Origin of the sequence: Xanthomonas sp. GW, assembly GCF_014236815.1 — a bacterium.
GTDB lineage: Bacteria > Pseudomonadota > Gammaproteobacteria > Xanthomonadales > Xanthomonadaceae > Xanthomonas_A.
On sequence record NZ_CP051189.1, the window covers coordinates 2,409,255 to 2,431,628 of the forward strand.

A 22,374-nucleotide genomic window follows, 5' to 3' on the forward strand; every position below is an offset into this window, starting at 1 on the left:
CCGGCGTCTCAGTCGGCGGAAAGCGGTGGCGCGCGCCGCGTGCGGCGGGTGGCGCGGCGCCGGGCGATGACCTGGTCGACGTCGTCGAGTGCGCGGCGCAGGCGTGCGGTGGCTTCGGTGGTGCGCCCCGGCTGCACGTCCACGCCGTCGATGAAGGTGCGCTTGCGATCGTTGAGGATCTGGTGACGCAGGGCGATGCCATGCGCGGCAAGCATCGGCTCCAGCACCTCGGCGTTGCGGCGCAGGTCGGCCAGGGTGTTGCGATAGGCCATCTGGCAGACGCGGTGGCGCGCGGCATAGCTGAACAGATTGGTGAAGAACAGTTCGCTGTTGTCGGCGTTGGGCTCGAACACCAGCTGGTCCACGCGCGGGTACTGCCGCGCGTACTTCTCCAGCCCGACCTGCATGCGCGACTGCAGCAGGGTGCGGAAGGTCTGCGACAGCACCGCCGGCAGGCCGCCGCTGAGCAGCCGCGCACGGTCGATCTGGCCATTGCGGCGTGGCGCGTGGGTGGCGTCGTAGGGCACCAGCGGGTTGATCCCGATCATCAGGTCGATGCCGCGCTCCAGCAGGGTGGAGGCGTGCATCGTGCGCCGCAGCGCGCCGTCGACGTAGTGGCGGCCGTCGATCTCCACCGGCGGATACAGCCCCGGCAGCGCGGCGCTGGCCTGCACCGCCAGCGAGATCGGCACCTGGTCCATGCCCGGTTCGCCGAAACGCACGGTGCGGCCGCTGTCCAGGTCCACCGCGACCACGAACAGATCGGTGTCCAGCGCGCGGAAATCGTTGCTGCGGCCGCGCCGGCTGAACACGTCCTGCATGAAGCGCTCGACCCCGGCGTTGTCGAACAGGCCGCTGGGCACCAGCCCGCCGAAGCGGGTGATCAGGTCCGACCAGCGGGTCTTGCGCGGCTCGGTCAGCAGGTCGTGCCACCAGCCATAGGCGAGCTTGGGCAGGGTCGCGGCGCGGCGCAGGTATTCGTAGACGTTGGGGCGCAGGAAATCCTCGGGCCGGAAGTGCGCATCGTCGCTGTTGCCGGTGACGAAGATCCGGCAGATCTCGGCGCTGCTGATGCGGTTGGCCAGGCCGGCGGTCAGGAACGCGCCGGAACTGACGCCGACGTAGCAATCCAGACGGGTCAGGTCGAGCCCGTCCAGGGCCTCGTCCAGCGCGCGCAGCGCGCCGAGTCCGTACATGCCGCCGATCGGGCCGCCGCCGGCGATGGCCAGGCCGATACGGCCGTGTGAACGGGGGCGTGGCGAGGCGCTGTGGAGGGAAAGCATGCGCGGTCCGCGAAGGGCGTTGGCCGGAGTGTAGCCGAGCGGCATGATGCTTGCGGTCACGCCCGCCGACCAGCATCATCGGCGCCCATGGCGCGCAGCAATCCCGTCCTGGAACGACTCGGCCGCCGACTGGCGTGGCATCAGGCCGTGCACGATCCGGCGCACGAGCCGCGCAATGCGCTGCGCTGGCTGCAGGAACTGCGGCGCTGGCAGACGCAGCGGCTGGAGCGCAGCTTCGAGCACTTCCTGGAGGACCCGCAGCGGCGCCCGGCGGCGATGTTCTTCCTGACCGACGTCTATGGCGACCGCGATTTCAGCCGGCGCGATGCCGACATCGTCAAGGTGCTGCCGATGATGCAGCGGCTGATGCCGGCCACGCTGCTGGACACGGTCGCCGACGGCATCGAGCTGGGCGTGCTGACCCATGCGCTGGACCTGCGCATGGCCGAGGCGCTGCAGGCGCTGGCGCCGCGCCGCAAGCGCCTGGACGACGACTTGTACGCCGAGGCTTACCGGCACACCGGCCTGCGCCGCCTGCGCCTGCACCAGATCGACCTGATCGCCAGCGTCGGCCTGGGCCTGGCCGCCGCGGTGCACACCCCGGGCGTACGCATGCTGCTGCGCTTTGCGCGCGGCCCGGCCAAGGCGGCGGGGCTGTCGGAGCTGCAGGGCTTCCTGGAACGCGGCTTCGACGCGTTTTCCAAACTCGGCGATGCCGAAGGTTTCATCGGCGATATCGAGACCACGGAGCGCGAGGTCTCGCGGCGCCTGTTCGCCGGACACCCGCAGCCGTTCGCTTTCGACTGAGCGGGTCGCGGCTGTTCCTTCTCCCGCCGGGAGACGGTGGCGCGCAGCGCCGGATGAGGGTACGGGCGGAGCCTCGTGCACCCAAACTCTGCGAGTCGCTTTCGCGCCGGACCCTCACCCCAACCCCTCTCCCGACGGGAGAGGGGCTATGGCTGTTCCCTTCTCCCCTCGGGAGAAGGTGCCCCGCAGGGGCGGATGAGGGTACGGGCGGAGCCTCGTGCATCCAAACTCAGCGAGACGCTGCGCGCCGCACCCTCACCCCAACCCCTCTCCCGGTGGGAGAGGGGCTTAGGCTGTTCCCTTCTCCCGTCGGGAGAAGGTGCCCCGTAGGGGCGGATGAGGGTACGGGCAAAGCCTCGTGCACCCAACTCAGCGAGACGCTTTCGCGCCGGACCCTCACCCCAACCCCTCTCCCGACGGGAGAGGGGCTTTTGCTTCTCAGCCGAGCTTTTCCGCCAGCACGCGGCGGATCTCGCTTTCCACCGTGCCCTTCAGCGCCGACAGCAGGAAGCCCAGTTCGGCGGTGACGTGCACCTGCTTGGGCAGCAGTTCGATGCGCCCGTCCACGCCGGAGCGCGAGAACAGCAGCGCGTCGCCGTCCCAGCGCGATTCCAGGTCGAAACGTTCGGACAGCTTCTTGGCGGCGTCTTCGATCGCCTTGCGCGCCTGTGCCGGGGTCTTGCCGTGGTCGTGGCGGATGTCGATGCTGGACATGCTGGCTCCTGTGCGGGCGTGCGGCCCGCGGAAAAGATCAGGCATTGTGCGTATGCGCGGAGTGTTGTCCAGCTGCGGCGCGCTTCTTCAAGCGCGGGCAACCTGCTAGGCTCCCCGTCGTGCCCGACCTGCAAGTCCATTTCAGCAACCGCCAGCAACCCGACCGGCCCCTGCGCGCGGGCGTGCACCGCATCGTGCGGCAGGCGTCCGGGCATGTGCGCGTGGTCGAGGACACCCAGGGCGCGCTGCTGCTGGCGCAGTTCTGCCTGGACCGGCGCGGGTTGTGGCTGCAGGTGGCCAACGGCGCCCGCGGTATCCACGTGAACGGGCGTCCGGTGCGGCGCATGGCGCTGCTGCGCGCCGGCGATGCGGTCTATGCCGACGGTGTGGAAATGTTGGTGCTGGGCGTGTGCGAGCCGCTGCATCGCCTGCCCGATGCGGCCGAAGGCGAGGGCGACGATCCGCGGCTGGTGCTGCGCGGCGTCGGCGGCCAGCATCATGGCCGCAGCTATACCCTGGACCGGGTGCGCAGCATCGGCCGCCTGCGCGACTGCGACATCTGCATCGACGATCCCGCCTTCGCCGAACGCCACGCGCGGCTGGAGCGGCATGGCGAACGCGTGCTGCTGCGCGGGCTCGGCGATGCGCAGACCCAGGTCAACGGCCATGCGGTACGCGATTGCTGGCTGCAGCCTGGCGACCAGCTGGTGTTCGACACGCAGCACCGCTTCGTGCTGGAAGTGCCGCAGGCCGCGCCCGGCGAGCCGCTGAAGCACGATCCGGCCAGCGTCCCGCTCGCCGCCGCCGCGGAGCCCACCCCGCGCCCGGCCACCGCGCTGCGCTGGCCGTGGCTGCTGCTCAGCGCCTTGCTGCTGGCGGCCGCGCTCAGCGGGCTGCTGTGGTTCGGCGCGCGCTGAGCGCCCGCCAGCCGCGCCAGCCCAGCAGCAGCGCCAGGATCGCCGCGTACAGCAGCGGTTCGCGGATGTCCGATTTCACCAGCCACCAGAAGTGCAGCACCGCCAGCACGCCGATCGCGTAGATCGCCTTGTGCAGCTTGCCCCAGTTGCGCTTGAGCCGGCGCATCCAGCCCTGGGTGGAGGTGATCGCCAGCGGGATCAGCAGCAACCAGGCGATGAAGCCGACGGTGATGTACGGGCGCTTGACGATGTCCTCGAAGATCTGCGTCCAGTAGCCGCGCAGATCCAGGCCCAGGTACACGCTCAGGTGCACGCAGGCGTAGAAGAACGCGTACAGCCCGAGCATGCGCCGGAACCGCAGCAGCACCGATTGCCCGCTCAGCTGCCGCAGCGGCGTGATCGCCAGCGTCAGCAACAGCAGGCGCAACGCCCACAGCCCGGTGCGGTGCTCGATCTCGGCCACCGGATCGGCGCCGAGCGCATCGCTGCCGGCCTGCCACACCTGCCAGAACTGCCAACCCAGGTAGGCCAAAGGCGCCAGCGCGAGCGCATGCACCAGCGTCTTGGCCGCGATCAACGAAGCGGATGTCTTAGCCATGCGGTCTCGGTAGGTCGGCGGCGGCGAGGCAGATCGGACGCGAGTTCGAAGGCCGCATAGCAGCCGCGCGCACCCAATCCCGAATCCCGAATCTCCAATCCCGGCTCAATACCATTTCTTCAGATCCATCCCCGCATACATCCCCGCAACCTGCTCGACATAGCCGTTGAACGGGCGGGTCGGGATGCGTTCGGCGAACAGCTTGCTGGCCTTGCCGGCGATGCGGCGCTCGGTCTTCTGGCTCCAGCGCGGATGGTCCACCGCCGGATTGACGTTGGAGAAGAAGCCGTACTCGGAAGCCTGCAGTTCGTGCCAGGCGGTTTCCGGCATGCGCTCGACGAAGCGGATCTCGACGATCGACTTGATGCTCTTGAAGCCGTATTTCCACGGCACCACCAGCCGCAGCGGCGCGCCGTTCTGCTGCGGCAGCGGCTTGCCGTACAGGCCGGTGGCGAGCAGGGTCAACGGGTTCATCGCCTCGTCGATGCGCAGGCCTTCCTTGTACGGCCAGTCGATCGAGCGGTAGCGGATGCCGGGCATCTGCTGCGGATCGGCCAGCGTGGTGAAGGCGACGTACTTGGCCTTGGAGGTCGGTGCGAAGCGCTTGAGCACCGCGGCCAGCGGCACCCCCAGCCACGGGATCACCATCGACCAGCCCTCGACGCAGCGCAGCCGGTAGATGCGTTCCTCCGGCGTGTTGCCCTTGAGCAGGTCGTCCAGCGCCAGCGTGCCGGGCTTGTCGCATTCGCCGGACACCTTCACCGACCACGGCGCGGTGCGCAGGGTCTTGGCCGCCTTCGACGGATCGGTCTTGTCGGTGCCGAATTCGTAGAAGTTGTTGTAGCTGGTCACGTCCTCGTAGCGGGTCAGTTCTTCGCTGGTGCGAAAACCGCTGCGCGCCTGTTCCGGCGTCACCACGGTCTTCGGCGGGGCCGGCGGCTCGGCCTCGGCGCAGCCGACCAGGCCCATCGCCGGCGCCAGCGCCAGGGCCTGCAGCAGGCGCCGGCGGTCGCGATAGACCGCCTCGTCGGTGATCTCGCGGCTGGGAATGTTGAGTGCATCGCGCAATGACATGGCTGACTCCTGGGGGGCGGGCGACCGCTGGCGGCTTCTTGGCAAAGACTACGCTTGCGCGGGGCCGATGGATGCAAATGCAACCTAAATTGCCCGGGCCGCAAGCTGGTGCGCTGCGGCATACTAGGCGTCTTGTCCGATAGGTGCCCCATGACACGCGCGTTCAATTTCAGTGCCGGCCCCGCTGCATTGCCGGAATCGGTCCTGCGCCAGGCGCAGGCGGAGATGTTGGAGTGGAACGGCGTGGGCGCCTCGATCGTGGAGTTGAGCCACCGCGGCGCCGAGTTCATGGCGGTGGCGGCCGAGGCCGAAGCCGACCTGCGGCGCCTGATCGGCATCTCCGACGATTACGCGGTGCTGTTCCTGTCCGGCGGCGCCACCACCCAGCAGGCGCTGCTGGCGCTGAATTTCGCCGCGCCCGGGCAGACCGTGGACTACGTGGTGACCGGGCACTGGGGCAAGACCGCGATCAAGCAGGTCGCCCCGTACGCCAACGTGCATGTCGCCGCCAGCAGCGAGGCCGGCGGCTTCCATGACATCCCGCCGCGCGCGAGCTGGCAGCTCAGCGCCGATGCCGCCTACGTGCACGTCACCGCCAACGAGACCATCCACGGCGTGGAGTTCCGCGACGCGCCGGACGTGGGCGCGGTGCCGCTGTTCGCCGATTTCAGTTCCAGCATCGCCGCCGAGCCGATCGACGTGTCCAAGTACGCGGTGATCTACGCCGGCGCGCAGAAGAACCTGGGGCCGGTCGGGGTGGCGGTGGTCATCATCCGCAAGGACCTGTTGCAGCGCAGCGGCCAGCCGCGCGCCGACATCTTCGACTACCGCTCGCACGCCGCGCGCGATTCCATGCTCAACACGCCGCCGACCTGGAACTGGTACCTGGCCGGGCTGGTGTTCAAGTGGATGCTGGCCGAGGGCGGGGTGGAAGAGTTCGCGCGCCGCAACCAGGCCAAGTCGACGCTGGTGTACGCGGCGATCGACGGCTCCGGCGGCTTCTACCGCAACGCCGTGGTGGCAGATGCGCGTTCGAGGATGAACATCCCGTTCTTCCTGCCGGACGAGACCCTCACCGCGCGCTTCGTCGCCGAATCCAAGGCCGCCGGATTGCTGGCGCTGAAGGGCCACAAGGCGGTCGGCGGCATCCGCGCCTCGCTGTACAACGCGATGCCGGTGGCCGGCGCGCAGGCGCTGGTCGCCTTCATGCGCGACTTCCAGCAACGCAACGGCTGAGTCATCCCCCCATGTAGGAGCGGCTTCAGCCGCGACCGGACCGCCCGCAGCGCTCCGGAACATCGAGGAACCACGATCCATGGCCGCAAAGCCGAAGAAATCCCCAGCCACAGACGCGAAGCCGGCCAAGCCGACCTCGACGACCATCGCCAAGCCCGCAGCCGCGGCGCCGGCACTGGCCGACGTGCGCGCCAAGATCGATGAGATCGACCGCACCATCCAGGCGCTGATCGCCGAGCGCGCGCAGTTCGCGCACCAGGTCGGCAAGGCCAAGGGCAAGCTCGCCGCGGCGGTGGACTACTACCGCCCCGAGCGCGAGGCGCAGGTGCTGCGCATGGTGGTGGACCGCAACCAGGGCCCGCTCAGCGACGAAGTGCTGGTGCACGTGTTCCGCGAGATCATGTCCGCCTGCCTGGCGCAGCAGGAGCCGCTGAAGATCGGCTATCTCGGCCCGGAAGGCACCTTCAGCCAGCAGGCGGTGCTCAAGCATTTCGGCCGCTCGGCGGTGGGCCTGCCGATGGCGACGATCGAGGAGGTGTTCCAGGAAGTGGAGAGCGGCAACGCCGATTTCGGCGTGGTGCCGGTCGAGAATTCCGGGCAGGGCACGATCCAGGTCACGCTGGACATGTTCCTGACCTCGAACCTGAAGATCTGCGGCGAGACCGAGCTGCGCGTGCACCAGTATCTGCTGTCGCGCACCGGCCGGCTCGATGCGATCGAGCGCATCTATGCGCATCCGCAGTCATTCGCGCAGACCGCCGGGTGGCTGCGCGCGCATCTGCCGAAGGTGGAGAAGATCCCGGTGTCGAGCAATGCGGAGGGCGCGCGGCGCGCGCGCAATGCGGAGGATGCGGCGGCGATTGGCGGGGAGAGTGCGGCGCATGTGTATGCGCTGAAGAAGGTGATCATGAAGTCGATCGAGGACGACGACGACAACACGACGCGCTTCCTTGTGATCGGCCGGCAGATCTTTCCGCCGTCGGGGCACGATCGCACGTCGGTGTTGGTGTTCATCCACGACAAGCCGGGTGCGCTGTTCGATGTGCTGAGCCCGTTCGCGCGGCATGGGATCAGCATGAACCGGATCGAGTCGCGGCCTTCGCATCAGGCGAAGTGGGAGTATGGGTTCTTCATCGATCTGGCCGGGCATGTGGAGGACGAGTCGATGAAGCAGGCGCTGGCGGAGTTGAAGGCGCATTCGGCGCAGATCAAGGTGTTGGGGTCTTATCCGGTGGCGGTGCCTTGATCTGGTCTTTGCGACTGCTGTAATTGGTTTGGCGGTAGAGCAAGAGCAACAGAAAGAGCAAAGGCTTTCGCGCGTTGCGCGACTTACTTTTCTTTGTACGGCCAAAGAAAAGTAAGCAAAAGAAAGGCCGCCCCAGTCGGGTCGCCCCGCGCTGCGCGCGGGGTCCGCGAGCAACCTGGGATTTTTCGATGGCACATCCATGTGCCAGCGAAAAACGACGCGCATCCTGCGCGTCGCCCCTGCGGGGTTTTTCCCAGGCCGCTCGCCGACCCTCAATGGGGACCCCTGAAAAGCAAACGGCAACAGCAACAGCAAGATCAACAGCAAGATCAACAGCAACAGCAACAGCGGCCCGCGGGACGGGTGGCTGGTAATCTCAGGAACGGTGATGAGCAACGAGCAGGACTGGATCGCGACGAAGGGCTCTGCTTTGCAGGGGACGTTGAATGTGCCGGGCGACAAGTCGGTCTCGCATCGGGCGGTGATGTTCGCGGCGTTGGCCGATGGGGTGTCGCATATCGATGGGTTCCTGGAGGGCGAGGACACGCGGTCGACCGCGGCGATCTTCGCCAGGCTCGGGGTCAGGATCGAGACGCCGTCGCCGTCGCAGCGGATCGTCCATGGGGTCGGCGTCGATGGCTTGCAGGCGCCGCAGGGCGAGCTGGATTGCGGCAATGCCGGCACCGGGATGCGGCTGCTCGCCGGCTTACTGGCCGCGCAGCCGTTCGATAGTGTGCTGGTCGGCGACGCGTCGCTGTCCAAGCGGCCGATGCGCCGGGTGACCGAGCCGTTGGCGCTGATGGGCGCGCGCATCGATACCGACGCCAACGGCGTGCCGCCGCTGCGTATCCATGGCGGGCAGCCCTTGCACGGCATCGAGTTCGTCTCTCCTGTGGCCAGCGCCCAGGTCAAGTCGGCGGTGCTGTTGGCCGGGCTGTATGCCGATGGCGTCACCTCGGTGCAGGAACCGCATCCGACCCGCGACTACACCGAGCGCATGCTGTCCGCGTTCGGCGTGGAGATTGCGTTCGAACCCGGCCAGGCGCGCCTGCGCGGCGGCCAGCGGCTGCGCGCCACCGACATCGCGGTGCCGGCCGATTTCTCCTCGGCGGCGTTCTTCATCGTCGCCGCCAGCATCGTTCCCGGTTCGGACATCACCCTGCGCGCGGTCGGCCTCAATCCGCGCCGCACCGGCCTGCTCGCGGCGCTGCGGCTGATGGGCGCGGACATCGTCGAGCACAATCACAGCGAACACGGCGGCGAGCCGGTGGCCGACTTGCGCGTGCGCTACGCGCCGCTGCGCGGTGTGCGGATTCCCGAAGCGGTGGTGCCGGACATGATCGACGAGTTCCCGGCGCTGTTCGTCGCCGCGGCCGCCGCGCAGGGCCAGACCGTGGTCACCGGCGCGGCCGAGCTGCGGGTCAAGGAATCCGACCGCCTGGCCGCGATGGCCACCGGCCTGCGCAGCCTGGGCATCGTGGTCGACGAGACGCCCGACGGCGCCACGATCCATGGCGGCCCGCTGGGTGGCGGGGTGATCGAAAGCCATGGCGACCATCGCATCGCGATGGCGTTCGCCATTGCCGGCCAGCTGGCCGATGGCGAGGTGCGGATCAACGATGTGGCCAACGTGGCGACCTCGTTCCCGGGCTTCGACACGCTGGCGCGCAATGCCGGATTCGGGTTGGTCGCTAGCGAGTGAAAAATGGCCGCGGCCTGCAGAGCGCAGGCCGCGGCGCGTAAATCTCACGGAATCGATTGCCAGGCGAATGGCGAAACTAGCGAGTACGCGGCTACGGAGCGCGCGGCGGATCGTTGGCGGGCGTCGCCGGGGCCGGGGTATTGGCGGGGACCTGGTCTGCGCGATCGCGGCTCAGCCACCAGCCACCGGCCGCCAGTACCAGCGCGACCACAATGATCCATGCCCAAGGTGAGCCGCGATGGGCGTGCGAACGTACCCCGGCATCGGTTTCCCGCGAGCGCGAGTACAACTCCTGGGTATCGTGAGGTCTCGACATAGTCGTGCTCCTGCGTCTTGGGGACGCGACCAGTCTTGCTCGATCCTGTTCAGGATGTGTCAGCCACCCGTGAACGCGCGGCGCGCGCCACAAGCTTGGTTCAGCTTACTGAGCCGGTTTGAAATCGAACGGAATCTCGAGGCTGCCGGCAACCGCCTGGCCTTTTTGCTGCGCCGGGCGGAAGCGCCAGCGGCGCACGGCTTCCATCGCCGCGCGATCCAGTTCGCGCGAACCGCTGCGCTTGACCAGGGCCACGCCACCGGGGGTGCCGCTGGCATCCACCTCGACCCGCACCACCACCGTGCCGCTGTCGCCACGGCGCAAGGCCGCCGACGGATAACGCGGCGGCGGTTGCCCTTCCAGCGGCACCGGACGATCGCCCGGCACCAGCGCGCTGGCGTTCGTCCCCGCAGCAGCGCCTTCGGTGCCGCCCGGCACAGGTGCCATCGCATCGGCGGGAGGCGGGGCCGGCGGCGCGGTCTCGACCAGTTTCGGCGCATCTTCCGCTGTCGGCGGCTTGGCCTGCGGCATGTCGCTGGCACCGCTGCCGGCGGGCAAGGGTTCGGGCAGCGGCTTGATCTCCGCCGCATCCTGCTGCACCTGCGCCGGCTGCGGCTTGTAGAAATCGTTGTCCTTGCGCCCGACCAGCCATACCGCCAGAAACAGCAGCAGCCCTGCGCAGAAGGCGATGCCGACGATCACGAGGAGGCGGCGCGGCACGCGCAGCACGATGCCGGTGTTGGAGGACGGAGGCGACGTGGACATGGGACTCACCGTAGGGAACCGCTGGATTCTGGCATAGCCGCGGTTAATCGGGTGCGCAGCGGGGCGCGGCCTCCTTAGTTTCGGCAAAAGCGCGGCCGACAGGCGATAATGCGCGGCTCCGATCCATCACGTGCCGCGCCCATGCTCGATCCCGTCCTGCTCCGCCAACAGCCCGCCGATCTCGCCGAGCGCCTGCGCACCAGTCGCGGCTATGCGCTGGACGTGGCTGTCCTGGAAGCCCTGGAGGCCGACCGCAAGCGCATCCAGGTGCGGACCCAGGAATTGCAGAGCCTGCGCAACAGCCGTTCCAAGGCGATCGGCCAGGCCAAGGCCAAGGGCGAGGACGTAGCGGCGCTGATGGCCGAAGTCGCTGGATTCGGCGACGAACTGAAGGCCTCCGAACAGCGCCTGGACGAGATCCGCGCGCAGTTGGAGACGCTGGCGCTGGAGATTCCCAACCTGCCGCAGGCCGACGTGCCGGCCGGCAAGGACGAGGCCGACAACGTCGAGGTGCAGCGCTGGGGCACGCCGCGCAGCTTCGATTTCGAGGTCAAGGATCATGTGGAACTGGGCGCGCGCCACGCCTGGCTGGACGGCGAGACCGCGGCCAAGCTGTCGGGCGCGCGCTTCACCGTGCTGCGCGGACCGATCGCGCGCCTGCACCGCGCGCTGGCGCAGTTCATGCTCGACCTGCATACCGGTCCGCACGAATACCAGGAAACCAACGTGCCGGTGATCGTCAACGCCGACAGCCTGTATGGCACCGGCCAGTTGCCCAAGTTCGAAGAGGACATGTTCGCCACCCAGTTAGGCGAGCAGAAGCGCTACCTGATCTCCACCTCGGAAATCTCGCTGACCAACCTGGTCCGCGACGAGATCGTCGAGGCCGAACGCCTGCCGCTGCGCATGACCGCGCACTCGCTGTGCTTCCGCTCCGAGGCCGGCAGCGGCGGCCGCGACACCCGCGGCATGATCCGCCAGCACCAGTTCGAGAAGGTGGAACTGGTCAGCATCTGCCGTCCCGAGGACAGCGCCGCCGAGCACGAGCGCATGACCCGCTGCGCCGAAGTGGTGCTGGAAACGCTGGGGCTGCCGTACCGCAAGGTGCTGCTGTGCACCGGCGACATGGGCTTCGCCGCGACCAAGACCTACGACCTGGAAGTCTGGCTGCCGTCGCAACAGACCTACCGCGAGATCTCCTCATGCTCCAACTGCGGCGATTTCCAGGCGCGGCGCATGCAGGCGCGCTGGCGCAATCCCGCCACCGGCAAGCCGGAACTGCTGCACACGCTCAACGGCTCCGGCACCGCGGTCGGCCGCGCGATGATCGCGGTGATGGAGAACTACCAGAACGCCGACGGCTCGATCGACGTGCCCGACGCGCTGCGTCCGTACATGGGCGGTATCGACCGCATCGGTTGAGCCGCAGGCTCTGCGCACGCTGCGCAGCGGCCGGTCTTGCAGGAAAGTATCCGGCGGTATCTGTGGGAGCGACTTCAGTCGCGACGGGCATTACCGAGAAAGCTTGTCGCGACCGAAGTCGCTCCCACAGTCGTTGCCAGTTGACGAAAACCGCTCCGGCTCGGCGTGCTGCGCCTGGCCGCTGTGCGGACGCGGTGGCTGCGCATTCGCCCACCCCTAGGCAGGATTGCCATCCGACCTGGCATCACCGGCACTTCGCTCGTCTGCGTTCGGGGGGGGCAGGCGCGTTCGATCGTATCGGCGCACCGGTAACCAAGACGCCGTTGCCGCTTCATGCTTGAATCGCTGCGAACGGACTAGCAGCCATTGGCCGATGCAAAGCATAGGGCCGGGTAGGGCGTTCACGCGATCGCGCTGTCGCGAAGCGGGAGGCCGCTGCCTCGTTGCTGCCGGAACGGGCCCACGGCTGCGCCTGCGAACGTGCCATGCCAGCCGGGTCCGATTGCACAGCCTTGATCGTTGTGGGAGTAGAATGACCCCAATGCGATTTCATCCATCGTTCTAAATATCGAAAGAACATGCACGATCTCAACGACCTGTACTACTTCGCGATGGTGGTCGATCACGGCGGTTTCGCCGCCGCCGAGCGCGCCCTAGGCATTCCCAAGTCACGCCTGAGCCGCCGCATCAGCCAACTGGAAACCGATCTGGGCGTGCGCCTGCTGCAGCGCTCCACGCGCCGCTTCGCGGTCACCGATCTGGGCATGAGCGTGCATCGCCATGCACAGACGATGCTGGCCGAGGCACAGGCCGCGCGCGAGGTGGTGGACCGGCTCAGCGCCGAGCCACGCGGCCTGGTGCGGGTCAGCGTGCCGGTGTCGCTGGCGCAGATGCAGCTGCCCAAGCTGCTGCCGATGTTCCTCGACCAATACCCGAAAGTGCGCCTGCAGCTGAACATCAGCAACCGCCGCGTGGACATCATCAACGAAGGCTACGACGTCGCGTTGCGCGTGCGCTCGCGCCTGGACGACGACGGCAGCCTGGTGATGCGCAGCTTCGGCCAGGTGCAGGAGCTGCTGGTCGCCAGTCCCAAGTATCTGGACCGCGCCGGCCGTCCCAAGGATCCGGAAGAGCTGGCCTCGCACGTGACCTTGAGCATCAGCGAGGACGAGGCAAGGCAGCGCTGGGAACTGCACGGACCGGCCGGCGAAGTGCGCCGCGTCGACCTGCAGCCGCGCGTGGCCGGCTTCGATTTCCCGCTGCTGCAGTCGATGGTCAAGGACGGTTTCGGCATCACCCTGCTGCCGGAAACGGTTTGCGCCGACGCCGTGCGCAACGGCGAACTGGAAGTGGTGCTGCCGGAATGGTCGCTGCCGCAGGGCATCTGCCACGCCGTGTTCGCCTCGCGCCGCGGCCTGCTGCCGGCGGTACGCGTGTTCATCGACTTCCTCGCCGAGCACCTGCCGCGCCAGATCGAGGCCTCGCGCCTGGACTGCAGCGGCTGCCCGGAACGGATCAAGGTCAAGCATTCGACCCTGGGCGCGATGGCGGTCGAGGCCGGCTGAGCAAAACCGGCGCGGCCGTGCGAAAATGCGCGGCCGCACGCTGGCGCAGCATCGCGATGTCTTTGGCGATGCGGCCGCCAACGTTGCACGATGATGTTGCGGCTGAAAGAGCAGGGCACGGGCACTATCCTGCATGCGTTCGTCCAGCGTGACACAGTCTGGTTGCAATCGGAGAGATGGCCGAGCGGTTTAAGGCACCGGTCTTGAAAACCGGCGAAGGGTCAAACCTTCCGTGGGTTCGAATCCCACTCTCTCCGCCAGTACTGCCCGAGCCGATCAACTGCGATCCGCGCGGTTATTCAATTCTCATAGCCGTTGTAGGCATGGCTGATTTGATTCGTTCAATTTTTTCTTGCGCATTTCGCAGAATTCTGGCAAAAGCCTTGCTGGCGCATTCGAAATCGAGAGTGAAGAGAAGGATCGCCAGAGATCGAGGAAAAGACGGCACAAAAGCCTTCTTTACGAAACTGAAAGCCATCTTTTTTGACTGGGTGATGAAGTAGAGGAAAAAAGGACGATGGAATGAGTTTGAAGCGTGCAGTGCTCTCGGAGTCCGACCGGCGTTTCATCATCGGCCGCTCGGGTGGTTGCTGCAATAGATGTAGGATGCAAATATTTCTCGAGAATCAATTTTCCGAGAAGGCGCGCATTGGCGACGATGCGCACATTTTGGCCTATTCTGATGAGGGGCCAAGGGGCGGCGTTACGGGTGCTCCCAAGGACAGGAATACACGCTCAAACATTATTCTGCTATGCAAGAATTGCCACGCGCAGATTGATCAGCAGGCATTGGAGTTCACGCCAGCAGTGCTAGCCGCGATGCGCGAGGAGCATTATCAGTGGGTTAGCCAATGTTTGGGACAGGTGCAAATCCAAAAGCCTCGGTTCCACTATGTCCTCTATCTCAACGTGCCACGAATTGATATGTATGCCGTGGCGAACTCGATTTCATTGCCGCAGCTCGACCTTGGAAGCGCACGCTGCTTCCATGATCTGGGATTCAAGGCTGGGCAAGTGATGGCAAGTTATACGCATATCCTCAATGCCGAGGAAATGTACGCGCATCAGATTGCAGAAAGTAGTGACATCTCGAATATCGAGGCGGGTCAGTATCACTTCATCGAACCAATGAATTTTCGCACGGTCGCGGTCGGTAAGGGCGGGGATCTGCAAGCTGCCTGGGCGTTGGATAAAAGCGTCGTCTACCGTCGCTTCGCGGACTGGAAATTTATCTGTCTGATCGACCCAATATGGATCACGACGTCATCGGCGGGCTCGGCGCTCCGATCCGGGCAGGCACAGCTTTGTGGTGTCGTGAGGATTAGTAGGATCGAGGCGACGGTACGCAAGGTTTATGCTTCGCCTCTATTCCTAGCCCAACATTGAGTACCCCATGCCCATCGACCATGCCGCCGCCCAGGCACTCTTTGTAGAGTACGATAAAGCCGCCGATGTCCTCGACGAAAGTGGTCCAATCTGGCATGGGGATATCGAGAACTGTGATGTCTGTTCTCGGCCAATGGAGCCAGAGATCTACATGATCGATGGCCCTGCACAAGCATCCGCGCAGCCGATGTGGGGCAATATGTGCGTCATCTGCGCCTATAAGCTCAGTCTCAAGATCGAATGGGGAATTGCGCAACTCTACAGACGGCAAGGCTCACATTGGTATCTGATCGCCGGCGGTCCGCCGCCGCGGGACGATTGGGACTTATAGCGTCTGATCCACCATCTGTGGCCGCATGGTCTGGCTGCATCTCTTCACCTAGGCCGTGCCGTAGTTGCCAGGTGTGCCCGACCGCGTGCGCGCATGGCCATAGGGATCGGGAAAGTCCTCTTCCTTCGCCATCCACTCGCTGCATTGACATCCAGATTTCATGTCGTGTCGGGTAAGAGAAATCTGACCCGATATCAGGCTTTGCCCTGATAACGTTGTCGCCGGCCGACCCGGATACTGTGCCTGCCTGACGCAGGTACCGCCGCGCTTTCCTAGAGGAGCGAACAGGCTGGTCACTCGCCCTGCGTGCCGCGCCTTGAGTAAGCGCGGTGTGGTGTTTTTTTCAGCATGATGACAAGACCGCACGTCTAGCTGAGCAGGCCGTGAAGATTGGATGATTTGTCTACAAATTTTTGTTGCCCTGAACAATTCACGCCGCTAGTCTGACTTTGCGGCGTTCGCTGCGTTGGGGTTATACGAGATGGCCATTAGAGTTTTTTTGGTCGACGATCACGCTCTTGTCCGTACCGGCATGAAGCTGATCCTTTCGAATCAGACCGATATCGAGATCGTCGGTGAGGCCGAGAGCGGCGAGGCCGCGATGCCGCAGATCCGCCAGCTCAAGCCGGACATCGTGCTCTGCGATCTGCACATGCCTGGCGTCAGCGGGCTCGAGGTCACCGAGCGCATCGTCAAGGGCGACCACGGCACCAAGGTCATCATCGTGTCGGTGCTGGAAGACGGTCCGCTGCCCAAGCGCCTGCTCGAGGCCGGCGCGTCCGGTTACGTGGGCAAGGCGGGCGATGCGCAGGAGCTGCTGCGTGCGGTGCGCGACGTGGCGATGGGCAAGCGCTATCTCGGCGCCAACATCGCGCAGAATCTGGCGCTGGCCAATCTGGAAGGCGGCGGTTCGCCGTTCGATTCGCTGTCTCCGCGCGAGCTGGAAGTCGCATTGCTGCTGACCCGCGGGCTGCGCCAGGAAGACATCGCCAAGCGCTTGAGCCTCAGCGCCAAGACGGTCAACACGCACAAGGCGCGGCTGTTCGAGAAGGTCGGCATCCACGACAACATCGCGCTGGCGCGGCTGGCGACGCAGTACGGCCTGCTGGATCCGGCGCATCCGCTGTAGCGCCAGGATTTTTCTGGCGCAAAGGAAAGCGACCTGACAGGTCGCTTTTTTTGTGCCCGTCGTGTGCCTGCGGTGTCGTCGGACGTCGCCAATTTGTAGGGTTTGCTTCGGGTGTCCGCCCGCGCCATCATCCGCGGCATGCAAACCGTTGCCTCCATCCTGTGGCGCAGGCTCGACGCACCGGGCCATGACGCTTGCCGGCTCCAGCGCAACGCCAGCGCATGGCAGCTCGACGGCGCCGCCGTGTTCCGCCTCGAACACGGCCGCATCGGCCAGTTGCAGTACCGCGTGCAATGCGACCTGCACTGGCACACGCAATGGGGCACCGTGCGCGGCTGGCTCGGCGGCGGGACGGTCGACCTCGCGATCGCGCGCGATGCGCGTGGCCACTGGAAGCTCAACGGCCGGCCGGTGGCCGACCTGTCGCACTGCATCGACCTCGACCTCGGCTTCACGCCGGCCACCAACCTGCTGCAACTGCGCCGGCTCCGCCTGGCCGTGGGCGAGGGCGCCGACGCCCCGGCCGCCTGGGTCGACCTCGACGGCGGCGGCACGCTCAGCGAACTCATGCAGCGCTACGAGCGCACCGCCGACGATGCCTACGCCTACCAGGCGAAGCGCTTCGGTTATGCGGCGACGCTGTGTGCGACCGGCGAGGGCTTCGTGCGCGATTATCCGGGGCTCTGGACCGCAGAGACCTGAGCGGTCGCTCCAACTGCGAGCGTCTCCCCCCAGCAGTTCCCGATTCCGTTTTCGGCCCACGCCGGCCGCGTGCGCCTAGGCTGCCCACGGCCCGGATGTGGTGAGCGAATAGAGATGGATCCACCCCCCAGACAAAAAAAGCGGCCCGAAGGCCGCTTTTTTTGTCTGCGAAGAACGGCGCCGGATCAGCTGGCGCGGTCCTTGTGCTCCTTGTCGTCGTCGTTTTCGCTTTCGCCGGACTTGCTGGCATGCGGCTGGTGCTGGGCGACGCTGACCGGTGCGTCCGCCGGAGCGGCGGGCGGCGCATCGAACAGGCCGTTGCCAGCGGCAGCTGCAGGTGCCGGTTCGGCATCGCCGACGTGGCGGCTTTCGGCGCTGTCCGACACCGGCGCGGCAGCGACTGGCGTGTGCACCGGCGTCGGTGCGACCGCGGCGGCCGGCTGCTCTTCATGGAAGACGTCCAGCAGTGTGGTCTGCACCGGCACGTAGGCCGGCTTGCTGGGCGCTTCTTCCTCGGCGAGCGGTTGCTGCGTCGTCATGGCGTCCTGCTGCGGCTTGCTGTCCGTCGTGGATGCCGTGACCGGCTCCTCGACCGGCGCGGCCGACGCTGCAACGGTTTCCATTCCGGCGTCGCGCTTGGTCGTGGCGACCGGGACGGGCTGCTCGACGATCGGCGCCGGTGTCGGCTGCAGTGCATCCTCCATGGTCTCCGGCGGTGCCGCTTCGGAAGCGGCCGACTCGGTGACGATCGACGCAGCAGGCTCCGCGGCAGGCACTGCCTCGGAACGCGCCGCTGGCGCCTCGCCGACGGGCGGCAGCGGTGCTGCCGCTACCGACGCCACCGTTTCCGCTTGCGCGGTGGCGACTGGTGCCGCGTCGAACGCTGCCGTTTCGGCAACGGAAGGCGCGGTTGCGATCGCTGCGGCTGCGGCCACCGGCGCGGCCTGCACTTGCGCAGTGCTGTCCTCGGTCTGCGGCGCTGCGGTTGCGGCTACCGGTGCGGCCTGCTGCGCCGGCACGGCCTCGCTCTCGGCCTGCGGCACCACGCTTGCAGCTGCGACGACCGGCGTCGGGGCGTTAGCGGTCTGCTCGTGCCGCGGCTGGCGCGGCTCGCGCTTCTCCCGCGGCGGACGCGGCGCTTGCTGCGGCTTGGCCTCGGCGGCCTCGGCCGGCGCTGCGTCGTCGTCGAAGTCGAACTCCGGCTGGCTGCGGCTCGGCGCCGGCGCGGTTTCGCCGTCGCTGTCGCTGTCGCCGGCATCCAGGTCGTTGTCGTCGAACGCTGCACCCTCGCTGCCGCTGCCGGCTTCGCCATTGCCGCGACGACGGCGACGGCCGCCACGACGGCCACGACGGCGGCGGCCACCGGCCTCGCCATTGGCGTCGTCGGCGTCGCCGTTCTCGCCGACCGGCACCGCCTGCGCGGTTTCCGCGGCGCTCTCGCGCTCATCGACGTCTGCCGGTGCCGGGTTCGGCTGCGCCGCAACCGGGGCCGAGGCCGTGGTGTTGGCCTCGCTGGCCGGCGCATCGCCGCTCAGCGCGACGGCACCGCCGGCCACTGCCGCGGCCGCGAGCGTGGTGGCGTCCTGCGCCGCAGCGGCAGGTGCGGTAACGGGCTTGGCCGCGACCTCGTCCTGACGCGGCTGGCGCTGCGGCTTGTCGCCCTGCAGGGCGGCCTGCGCCGGGTCCTGCTGCGGCTTGGGCTGGCGCGGCGGGTTCTGCGGCTGCTGTTGCTTCGGCGCCTTCGGCTGCTGCTGCGGGTTCTGCTGCTGCGGCTTGGCCTGCTGCGGCGCCTGCTCGTTGCGCGGCGGCTTGGGCGCAAGGTTCTGCTGGCCGCCCTGCGCGTTGCCGCCGCCGTTACCCGAACGACGCTCGTCGCGGCGCACGTTGCCGCCGTTGCCACGTGCGGCATTGCCGCCCTGGCCGCCGTTGCGGTTGCCGTCGCGACGCGCGTTGCGGTCGCCGCGGTCGTTGCGGTTGCGGTTGCCGTCGTTGGCGCGCTGGCGCTGCGCCGGTTCGTTCGCGGTCGGCGCCGGGGCCGGGCTTTCGCCGGCACCGAAGATCCGCTTCAGCCAGCCGACCACGCCGGTGGCCGGAGCCGCGACCGGGGCGGGGGCCGGAGCCTGGACCTGCACGGGCGCAGCGACCGGTTCGGGCGCCTCGACCACTTCGCGCACCGGGGCCGGCTGCGAGTGCTTCACATTGGTCACGGCAGGTGCCGGAATGTTCAGCTGCGCCTTGGTCAGCGCATGCACCGGCAGCTTGCGCGGAGTGTTGCGCTGGTAGCTGGGCTTGGCGCTTTCCTCGCCGAGCTCGTTCTCGCGCAGGCGGGTCACTTCGTAGTGCGGGGTGTGCAGTTGCTCGTCGGCGACGATGACGATCGGCGCGTCGTGGCGCTTTTCGATCTCGCTGAGCGCGCGGCGCTTCTCGTTGAGCAGGTAGTTGGCGATCTCCACCGGGGCCTGTACCAGCACCTGTCCGGTGTTCTCCTTCATCGCATGCTCTTCGGCGACACGGATGATCGACAGCGACATCGACTCGACGCTGCGCATGCGGCCATGGCCGTCGCAACGCGGGCAGACGATCTGGCTGGACTCGCCCAGCGACGGGCGCAGGCGCTGGCGGCTCATCTCGAGCAGGCCGAAGCGCGAGATGCGGCCGATCTGCACCCGCGCACGGTCGTACTTGAGCGCGTTCTGCAGGCGGTTCTCGACTTCGCGCTGGTGCTTGTTGGAGGCCATGTCGATGAAGTCGATGACCACCAGGCCACCCAGGTCGCGCAGGCGCAGCTGGCGGGCGACCTCTTCGGCGGCCTCCAGGTTGGTCTGGAACGCGGTGTCCTCGATGTCGCTGCCCTTGGTCGCGCGCGAGGAGTTGACGTCCACCGCGGTCAGCGCTTCGGTCTGGTCGACCACGATCGAGCCGCCGGACGGCAGGCGCACGCTGCGCTCGTAGGCCGCCTCGATCTGCGATTCGATCTGGAAGCGGTTGAACAGCGGGATGTCGTCGGTGTAGTGCTTGAGCTTGCGCAGGCTCTGCGGCATCACCTGCTGCATGAATTCCTGGGCATCGCCGTACATCTCGGGGGTATCGACCAGGATCTCGCCGATATCGGCGCGCAGGTAGTCGCGCAGGGCGCGGATGATCAGTCGCGATTCCTGGTAGATCAGGAACGGCGCCGGCTTGGCCAGTGCGGCCTCGGCGATCGACTTCCACACCTGCAGCAGGTAGTCCAGGTCCCACTGCAGCTCTTCGGCATCGCGGCCGACACCAGCGGTGCGGATGATCACGCCCATGTCGTCGGGAATGTTCAGCTTGTCCAGCGCTTCCTTCAGCGCGGCGCGGTCTTCGCCCTCGATCCGGCGCGAGACGCCGCCGGCGCTGGGCGAGTTCGGCATCAGCACCATGTAGCGGCCGGCCAGCGAGATGAACGTGGTCAGCGCGGCGCCCTTGTTGCCGCGTTCTTCCTTGTCCACCTGGACAACGACCTCCTGGCCCTCGCGCAGCAGTTCGCGGATCGTCGCCTTGTTGTGGTCGACGCCGGCCTGGAAGTAGTCGCGGGAGATTTCCTTCAGCGGCAGGAAGCCGTGTCGCTCGCCGCCGTATTCGACGAAGGCGGCTTCGAGCGAGGGTTCGAGCCGCGTGATCCGGCCCTTGTAGATGTTGGACTTCTTCTGTTCCTTGGACGGCTGCTCGATGTCGATGTCGTACAGGGTCTGGCCGTCCACGATGGCCACACGCAGTTCTTCCGCCTGCGTGGCGTTGATCAGCATTCGCTTCATTGTTGCGTTCCTCGCGCTGCTACCGCGCGGAACGCCATGGGGTTTCGCTTCTGGTCACGCTTCGCCGCCCATCGCGCAGGCGCGGGGAGGGCGGCTTGGGTTTCCAGCGCTACGACACCACGGCGAGCCGCGGGAGCGCTTCTTTCTTTTAGGTGGTTCAGGACCGGCGGCGACTCCAGCCAGGCTGGGCGCCGCACGGGGCATGTTCAGCGCGGACGCTTGTGGCATCCGGCGATGGCCGGGTAGGCCGGTGAGCCGCTAACATGGCCGCCCCGGGGGCGGTGGTCGCGCACTGTGCCGGAATCGTCGCAAGCCGGGCTTCTGGCCCTGAGCTAACTTCCAACGAAATCAAACCCTTATCTCGCCCCCCGAGTGTAACAGAATAAACTGCCTGATGACTTCCTCCCCGATCCCTCCCAAGCCGCGCGACGTCGCGACCAGCGCGGTGCGCATTCTCAAGGTCCCGGAAGACAGGGCTGGACAACGCGTAGACAATTTCCTGCTCGGCCAGCTCAAGGGCGCCCCGCGCAGCCTGATCTACAAGCTGATGCGCAGCGGCCAGGTCCGGGTCAACGGCGGCCGCACCAAGGCCGAGCGCAAGCTGGAGGCGGGCGACGAGGTGCGCATCCCGCCGGTGAAGCTGCACGAGGAGGGCGAGAAGACCACGCCGCCGGACGCGTTCATGGCCCGGCTGGAGGCGGCGATCGTCTACGAGGACGCGCGCTTGCTGGCGCTGAACAAGCCGTCCGGGGTCGCCAGCCATGGCGGCAGCGGGATCAGCTTCGGCGCGATCGAGACCTTGCGTGCCCTGCGCCCGAACCAGACCCTGGAACTGGTGCACCGGCTCGACCGCGACACCTCCGGGCTGCTGATCGTGGCCAAGAAGCGCTCGGCGCTGACCGAGATGCAGGCGCTGATGCGCGAGGACGACCGGGTCGAGGGCCGCGGCATCAGCAAGCGCTACCTGACCCTGCTGGTCGGGCGCATGCCCGACGGGGTGATGAGCGTGGATGCGCCGCTGCACATCGGCCTGCGCCAGGGCGGCGAGCGCCATGTGCAGGTGAATGCGGGCGGTAAAGAGTCGCTGAGCCATTTCCGGGTGCTGGAGCGGCGCGGCGGGCATTCCTATTGCGAGGTGCGGATCGAGACCGGCCGTACCCACCAGATCCGCGTGCATGCCCAGCACCTGGGGCATGCGGTCGCCGGCGACGACAAGTACGGCGATCCGGCAGTCAACAAGCGCCTGCGCGAGCAGATCGGGCTCAAGCGCCTGTTCCTGCACGCCGCGTCGCTGGAATTCACCCTCGATGGCGGCAAGACCCCATATCTGCTGAATGCGCCGCTGGCCGACGAGCTGGCCGAGGCGCTGAGCCGCCTGGGCGGCTGAACCACGCGCGGCGGG

Annotated in this window: 19 protein-coding genes and 1 tRNA gene; 14 read left to right on the forward strand and 6 right to left on the reverse strand. The window is 67.2% G+C overall.

The window, feature by feature from the left end:
- Window positions 1–8: 8 nt before the first annotated feature.
- Window positions 9–1,283 (reverse strand): patatin-like phospholipase family protein, encoded by a 1,275-nt coding sequence (locus HEP73_RS10145; RefSeq protein WP_185823069.1) that lies wholly within the window; start codon window positions 1,281–1,283, stop codon window positions 9–11.
- Window positions 1,284–1,370: 87 nt separating this feature from the next.
- Here HEP73_RS10145 and HEP73_RS10150 point away from each other — a divergent pair, with 87 nt between their 5' ends.
- Window positions 1,371–2,090, forward strand: a complete 720-nt coding sequence (locus tag HEP73_RS10150) for an FFLEELY motif protein (RefSeq protein WP_185823070.1) — start codon at window positions 1,371–1,373, stop codon at window positions 2,088–2,090.
- Between the two features lie 438 nt (window positions 2,091–2,528).
- Here HEP73_RS10150 and HEP73_RS10155 read toward each other — a convergent pair whose 3' ends face one another.
- Window positions 2,529–2,804 (reverse strand): polyhydroxyalkanoic acid system family protein, encoded by a 276-nt coding sequence (locus HEP73_RS10155; protein WP_003473856.1) that lies wholly within the window; start codon window positions 2,802–2,804, stop codon window positions 2,529–2,531.
- A gap of 119 nt (window positions 2,805–2,923) precedes the next feature.
- Here HEP73_RS10155 and HEP73_RS10160 point away from each other — a divergent pair, with 119 nt between their 5' ends.
- Complete coding sequence (locus tag HEP73_RS10160) at window positions 2,924–3,721, forward strand: FHA domain-containing protein (protein ID WP_185823071.1); 798 nt, start codon at window positions 2,924–2,926, stop codon at window positions 3,719–3,721.
- Here HEP73_RS10160 and msrQ read toward each other — a convergent pair.
- Both msrQ and msrP read right to left on the reverse strand, forming a co-directional pair.
- A complete protein-coding gene (msrQ, locus tag HEP73_RS10165; protein WP_185823072.1) occupies window positions 3,690–4,319 on the reverse strand; it encodes a protein-methionine-sulfoxide reductase heme-binding subunit MsrQ in 630 nt (209 codons plus the stop codon). The two genes, HEP73_RS10160 and msrQ, sit on opposite strands and share 32 nt — an antisense overlap.
- Window positions 4,320–4,424: 105 nt before the next feature.
- A complete protein-coding gene (gene msrP, locus HEP73_RS10170) occupies window positions 4,425–5,393 on the reverse strand; it encodes a protein-methionine-sulfoxide reductase catalytic subunit MsrP (protein WP_185823073.1) in 969 nt (322 codons plus the stop codon).
- A 150-nt stretch (window positions 5,394–5,543) separates the two neighbouring features.
- On the opposite strand from msrP, the gene serC reads away from it, so the two are divergent.
- From serC to aroA, 3 genes are all read left to right on the forward strand, one after another.
- Complete coding sequence (serC, locus tag HEP73_RS10175; RefSeq protein WP_185823074.1) at window positions 5,544–6,629, forward strand: 3-phosphoserine/phosphohydroxythreonine transaminase; 1,086 nt, start codon at window positions 5,544–5,546, stop codon at window positions 6,627–6,629.
- A 79-nt stretch (window positions 6,630–6,708) separates the two neighbouring features.
- Entirely contained in the window at window positions 6,709–7,875 is a 1,167-nt protein-coding gene (gene pheA / locus HEP73_RS10180; RefSeq protein ID WP_185823075.1) for a prephenate dehydratase, read from the forward strand.
- Window positions 7,876–8,263: 388 nt separating this feature from the next.
- Window positions 8,264–9,577 (forward strand): 3-phosphoshikimate 1-carboxyvinyltransferase, encoded by a 1,314-nt coding sequence (gene aroA, locus HEP73_RS10185; protein WP_185823076.1) that lies wholly within the window; start codon window positions 8,264–8,266, stop codon window positions 9,575–9,577.
- Window positions 9,578–9,998: 421 nt separating this feature from the next.
- Here the strand turns inward: aroA and HEP73_RS10190 are convergent, their stop codons facing one another.
- Window positions 9,999–10,658 carry an energy transducer TonB gene (locus HEP73_RS10190; protein WP_185823077.1) on the reverse strand — a complete coding sequence of 220 codons (660 nt, stop codon included), beginning with the start codon at window positions 10,656–10,658 and terminating at the stop codon, window positions 9,999–10,001.
- Window positions 10,659–10,799: 141 nt separating this feature from the next.
- Here HEP73_RS10190 and serS point away from each other — a divergent pair, with 141 nt between their 5' ends.
- The 8 genes from serS (at window position 10,800) to HEP73_RS10230 (ending at window position 17,193) form a co-directional block, all read left to right on the forward strand.
- Window positions 10,800–12,080, forward strand: coding sequence for a serine--tRNA ligase (serS, locus tag HEP73_RS10195; RefSeq protein WP_185823078.1), 1,281 nt, complete (start codon window positions 10,800–10,802; stop codon window positions 12,078–12,080).
- 578 nt (window positions 12,081–12,658) lie between these two features.
- On the forward strand, window positions 12,659–13,645 hold the full coding sequence (locus tag HEP73_RS10200) for a LysR family transcriptional regulator (protein ID WP_179564979.1): 987 nt from the start codon (window positions 12,659–12,661) through the stop codon (window positions 13,643–13,645).
- A gap of 170 nt (window positions 13,646–13,815) precedes the next feature.
- Window positions 13,816–13,905 (forward strand) — tRNA-Ser (locus HEP73_RS10205).
- A 63-nt stretch (window positions 13,906–13,968) separates the two neighbouring features.
- Window positions 13,969–14,148 carry a hypothetical protein gene (locus HEP73_RS10210; protein WP_185823079.1) on the forward strand — a complete coding sequence of 60 codons (180 nt, stop codon included), beginning with the start codon at window positions 13,969–13,971 and terminating at the stop codon, window positions 14,146–14,148.
- 19 nt (window positions 14,149–14,167) lie between these two features.
- On the forward strand, window positions 14,168–15,031 hold the full coding sequence (locus HEP73_RS10215) for an HNH endonuclease (protein WP_185823080.1): 864 nt from the start codon (window positions 14,168–14,170) through the stop codon (window positions 15,029–15,031).
- 7 nt (window positions 15,032–15,038) lie between these two features.
- Window positions 15,039–15,362 carry a hypothetical protein gene (locus HEP73_RS10220; RefSeq protein ID WP_185823081.1) on the forward strand — a complete coding sequence of 108 codons (324 nt, stop codon included), beginning with the start codon at window positions 15,039–15,041 and terminating at the stop codon, window positions 15,360–15,362.
- A 481-nt stretch (window positions 15,363–15,843) separates the two neighbouring features.
- Entirely contained in the window at window positions 15,844–16,491 is a 648-nt protein-coding gene (locus HEP73_RS10225; RefSeq protein WP_185816278.1) for a response regulator, read from the forward strand.
- Window positions 16,492–16,602: 111 nt separating this feature from the next.
- On the forward strand, window positions 16,603–17,193 hold the full coding sequence (locus HEP73_RS10230) for a putative glycolipid-binding domain-containing protein (RefSeq protein ID WP_221893187.1): 591 nt from the start codon (window positions 16,603–16,605) through the stop codon (window positions 17,191–17,193).
- Between the two features lie 185 nt (window positions 17,194–17,378).
- Here HEP73_RS10230 and HEP73_RS10235 read toward each other — a convergent pair whose 3' ends face one another.
- Complete coding sequence (locus HEP73_RS10235) at window positions 17,379–20,972, reverse strand: Rne/Rng family ribonuclease (protein ID WP_185823082.1); 3,594 nt, start codon at window positions 20,970–20,972, stop codon at window positions 17,379–17,381.
- Between the two features lie 394 nt (window positions 20,973–21,366).
- On the opposite strand from HEP73_RS10235, the gene HEP73_RS10240 reads away from it, so the two are divergent.
- Entirely contained in the window at window positions 21,367–22,359 is a 993-nt protein-coding gene (locus tag HEP73_RS10240; protein WP_185823083.1) for an RluA family pseudouridine synthase, read from the forward strand.
- The last annotated feature ends 15 nt before the right edge of the window (window positions 22,360–22,374 follow it).

What these genes read in the sequence shown, in the direction of transcription:
- msrP (WP_185823073.1), bottom strand. Translation starts at nt 5,393, where the DNA reads ATGTCATTGCGCGATGCACTCAACATTCCCAGCCGCGAGATCACCGAC.
- HEP73_RS10190 (WP_185823077.1), bottom strand. Translation starts at nt 10,658, where the DNA reads ATGTCCACGTCGCCTCCGTCCTCCAACACCGGCATCGTGCTGCGCGTG.
- aroA (WP_185823076.1), top strand. Translation starts at nt 8,264, where the DNA reads ATGAGCAACGAGCAGGACTGGATCGCGACGAAGGGCTCTGCTTTGCAG.
- HEP73_RS10145 (WP_185823069.1), bottom strand. Translation starts at nt 1,283, where the DNA reads ATGCTTTCCCTCCACAGCGCCTCGCCACGCCCCCGTTCACACGGCCGT.
- HEP73_RS10155 (WP_003473856.1), bottom strand. Translation starts at nt 2,804, where the DNA reads ATGTCCAGCATCGACATCCGCCACGACCACGGCAAGACCCCGGCACAG.
- msrQ (WP_185823072.1), bottom strand. Translation starts at nt 4,319, where the DNA reads ATGGCTAAGACATCCGCTTCGTTGATCGCGGCCAAGACGCTGGTGCAT.
- HEP73_RS10215 (WP_185823080.1), top strand. Translation starts at nt 14,168, where the DNA reads ATGAGTTTGAAGCGTGCAGTGCTCTCGGAGTCCGACCGGCGTTTCATC.
- HEP73_RS10210 (WP_185823079.1), top strand. Translation starts at nt 13,969, where the DNA reads ATGGCTGATTTGATTCGTTCAATTTTTTCTTGCGCATTTCGCAGAATT.
- serS (WP_185823078.1), top strand. Translation starts at nt 10,800, where the DNA reads ATGCTCGATCCCGTCCTGCTCCGCCAACAGCCCGCCGATCTCGCCGAG.
- HEP73_RS10235 (WP_185823082.1), bottom strand. Translation starts at nt 20,972, where the DNA reads ATGAAGCGAATGCTGATCAACGCCACGCAGGCGGAAGAACTGCGTGTG.
- serC (WP_185823074.1), top strand. Translation starts at nt 5,544, where the DNA reads ATGACACGCGCGTTCAATTTCAGTGCCGGCCCCGCTGCATTGCCGGAA.
- HEP73_RS10225 (WP_185816278.1), top strand. Translation starts at nt 15,844, where the DNA reads ATGGCCATTAGAGTTTTTTTGGTCGACGATCACGCTCTTGTCCGTACC.
- pheA (WP_185823075.1), top strand. Translation starts at nt 6,709, where the DNA reads ATGGCCGCAAAGCCGAAGAAATCCCCAGCCACAGACGCGAAGCCGGCC.
- HEP73_RS10240 (WP_185823083.1), top strand. Translation starts at nt 21,367, where the DNA reads ATGACTTCCTCCCCGATCCCTCCCAAGCCGCGCGACGTCGCGACCAGC.
- HEP73_RS10150 (WP_185823070.1), top strand. Translation starts at nt 1,371, where the DNA reads ATGGCGCGCAGCAATCCCGTCCTGGAACGACTCGGCCGCCGACTGGCG.
- HEP73_RS10200 (WP_179564979.1), top strand. Translation starts at nt 12,659, where the DNA reads ATGCACGATCTCAACGACCTGTACTACTTCGCGATGGTGGTCGATCAC.
- HEP73_RS10220 (WP_185823081.1), top strand. Translation starts at nt 15,039, where the DNA reads ATGCCCATCGACCATGCCGCCGCCCAGGCACTCTTTGTAGAGTACGAT.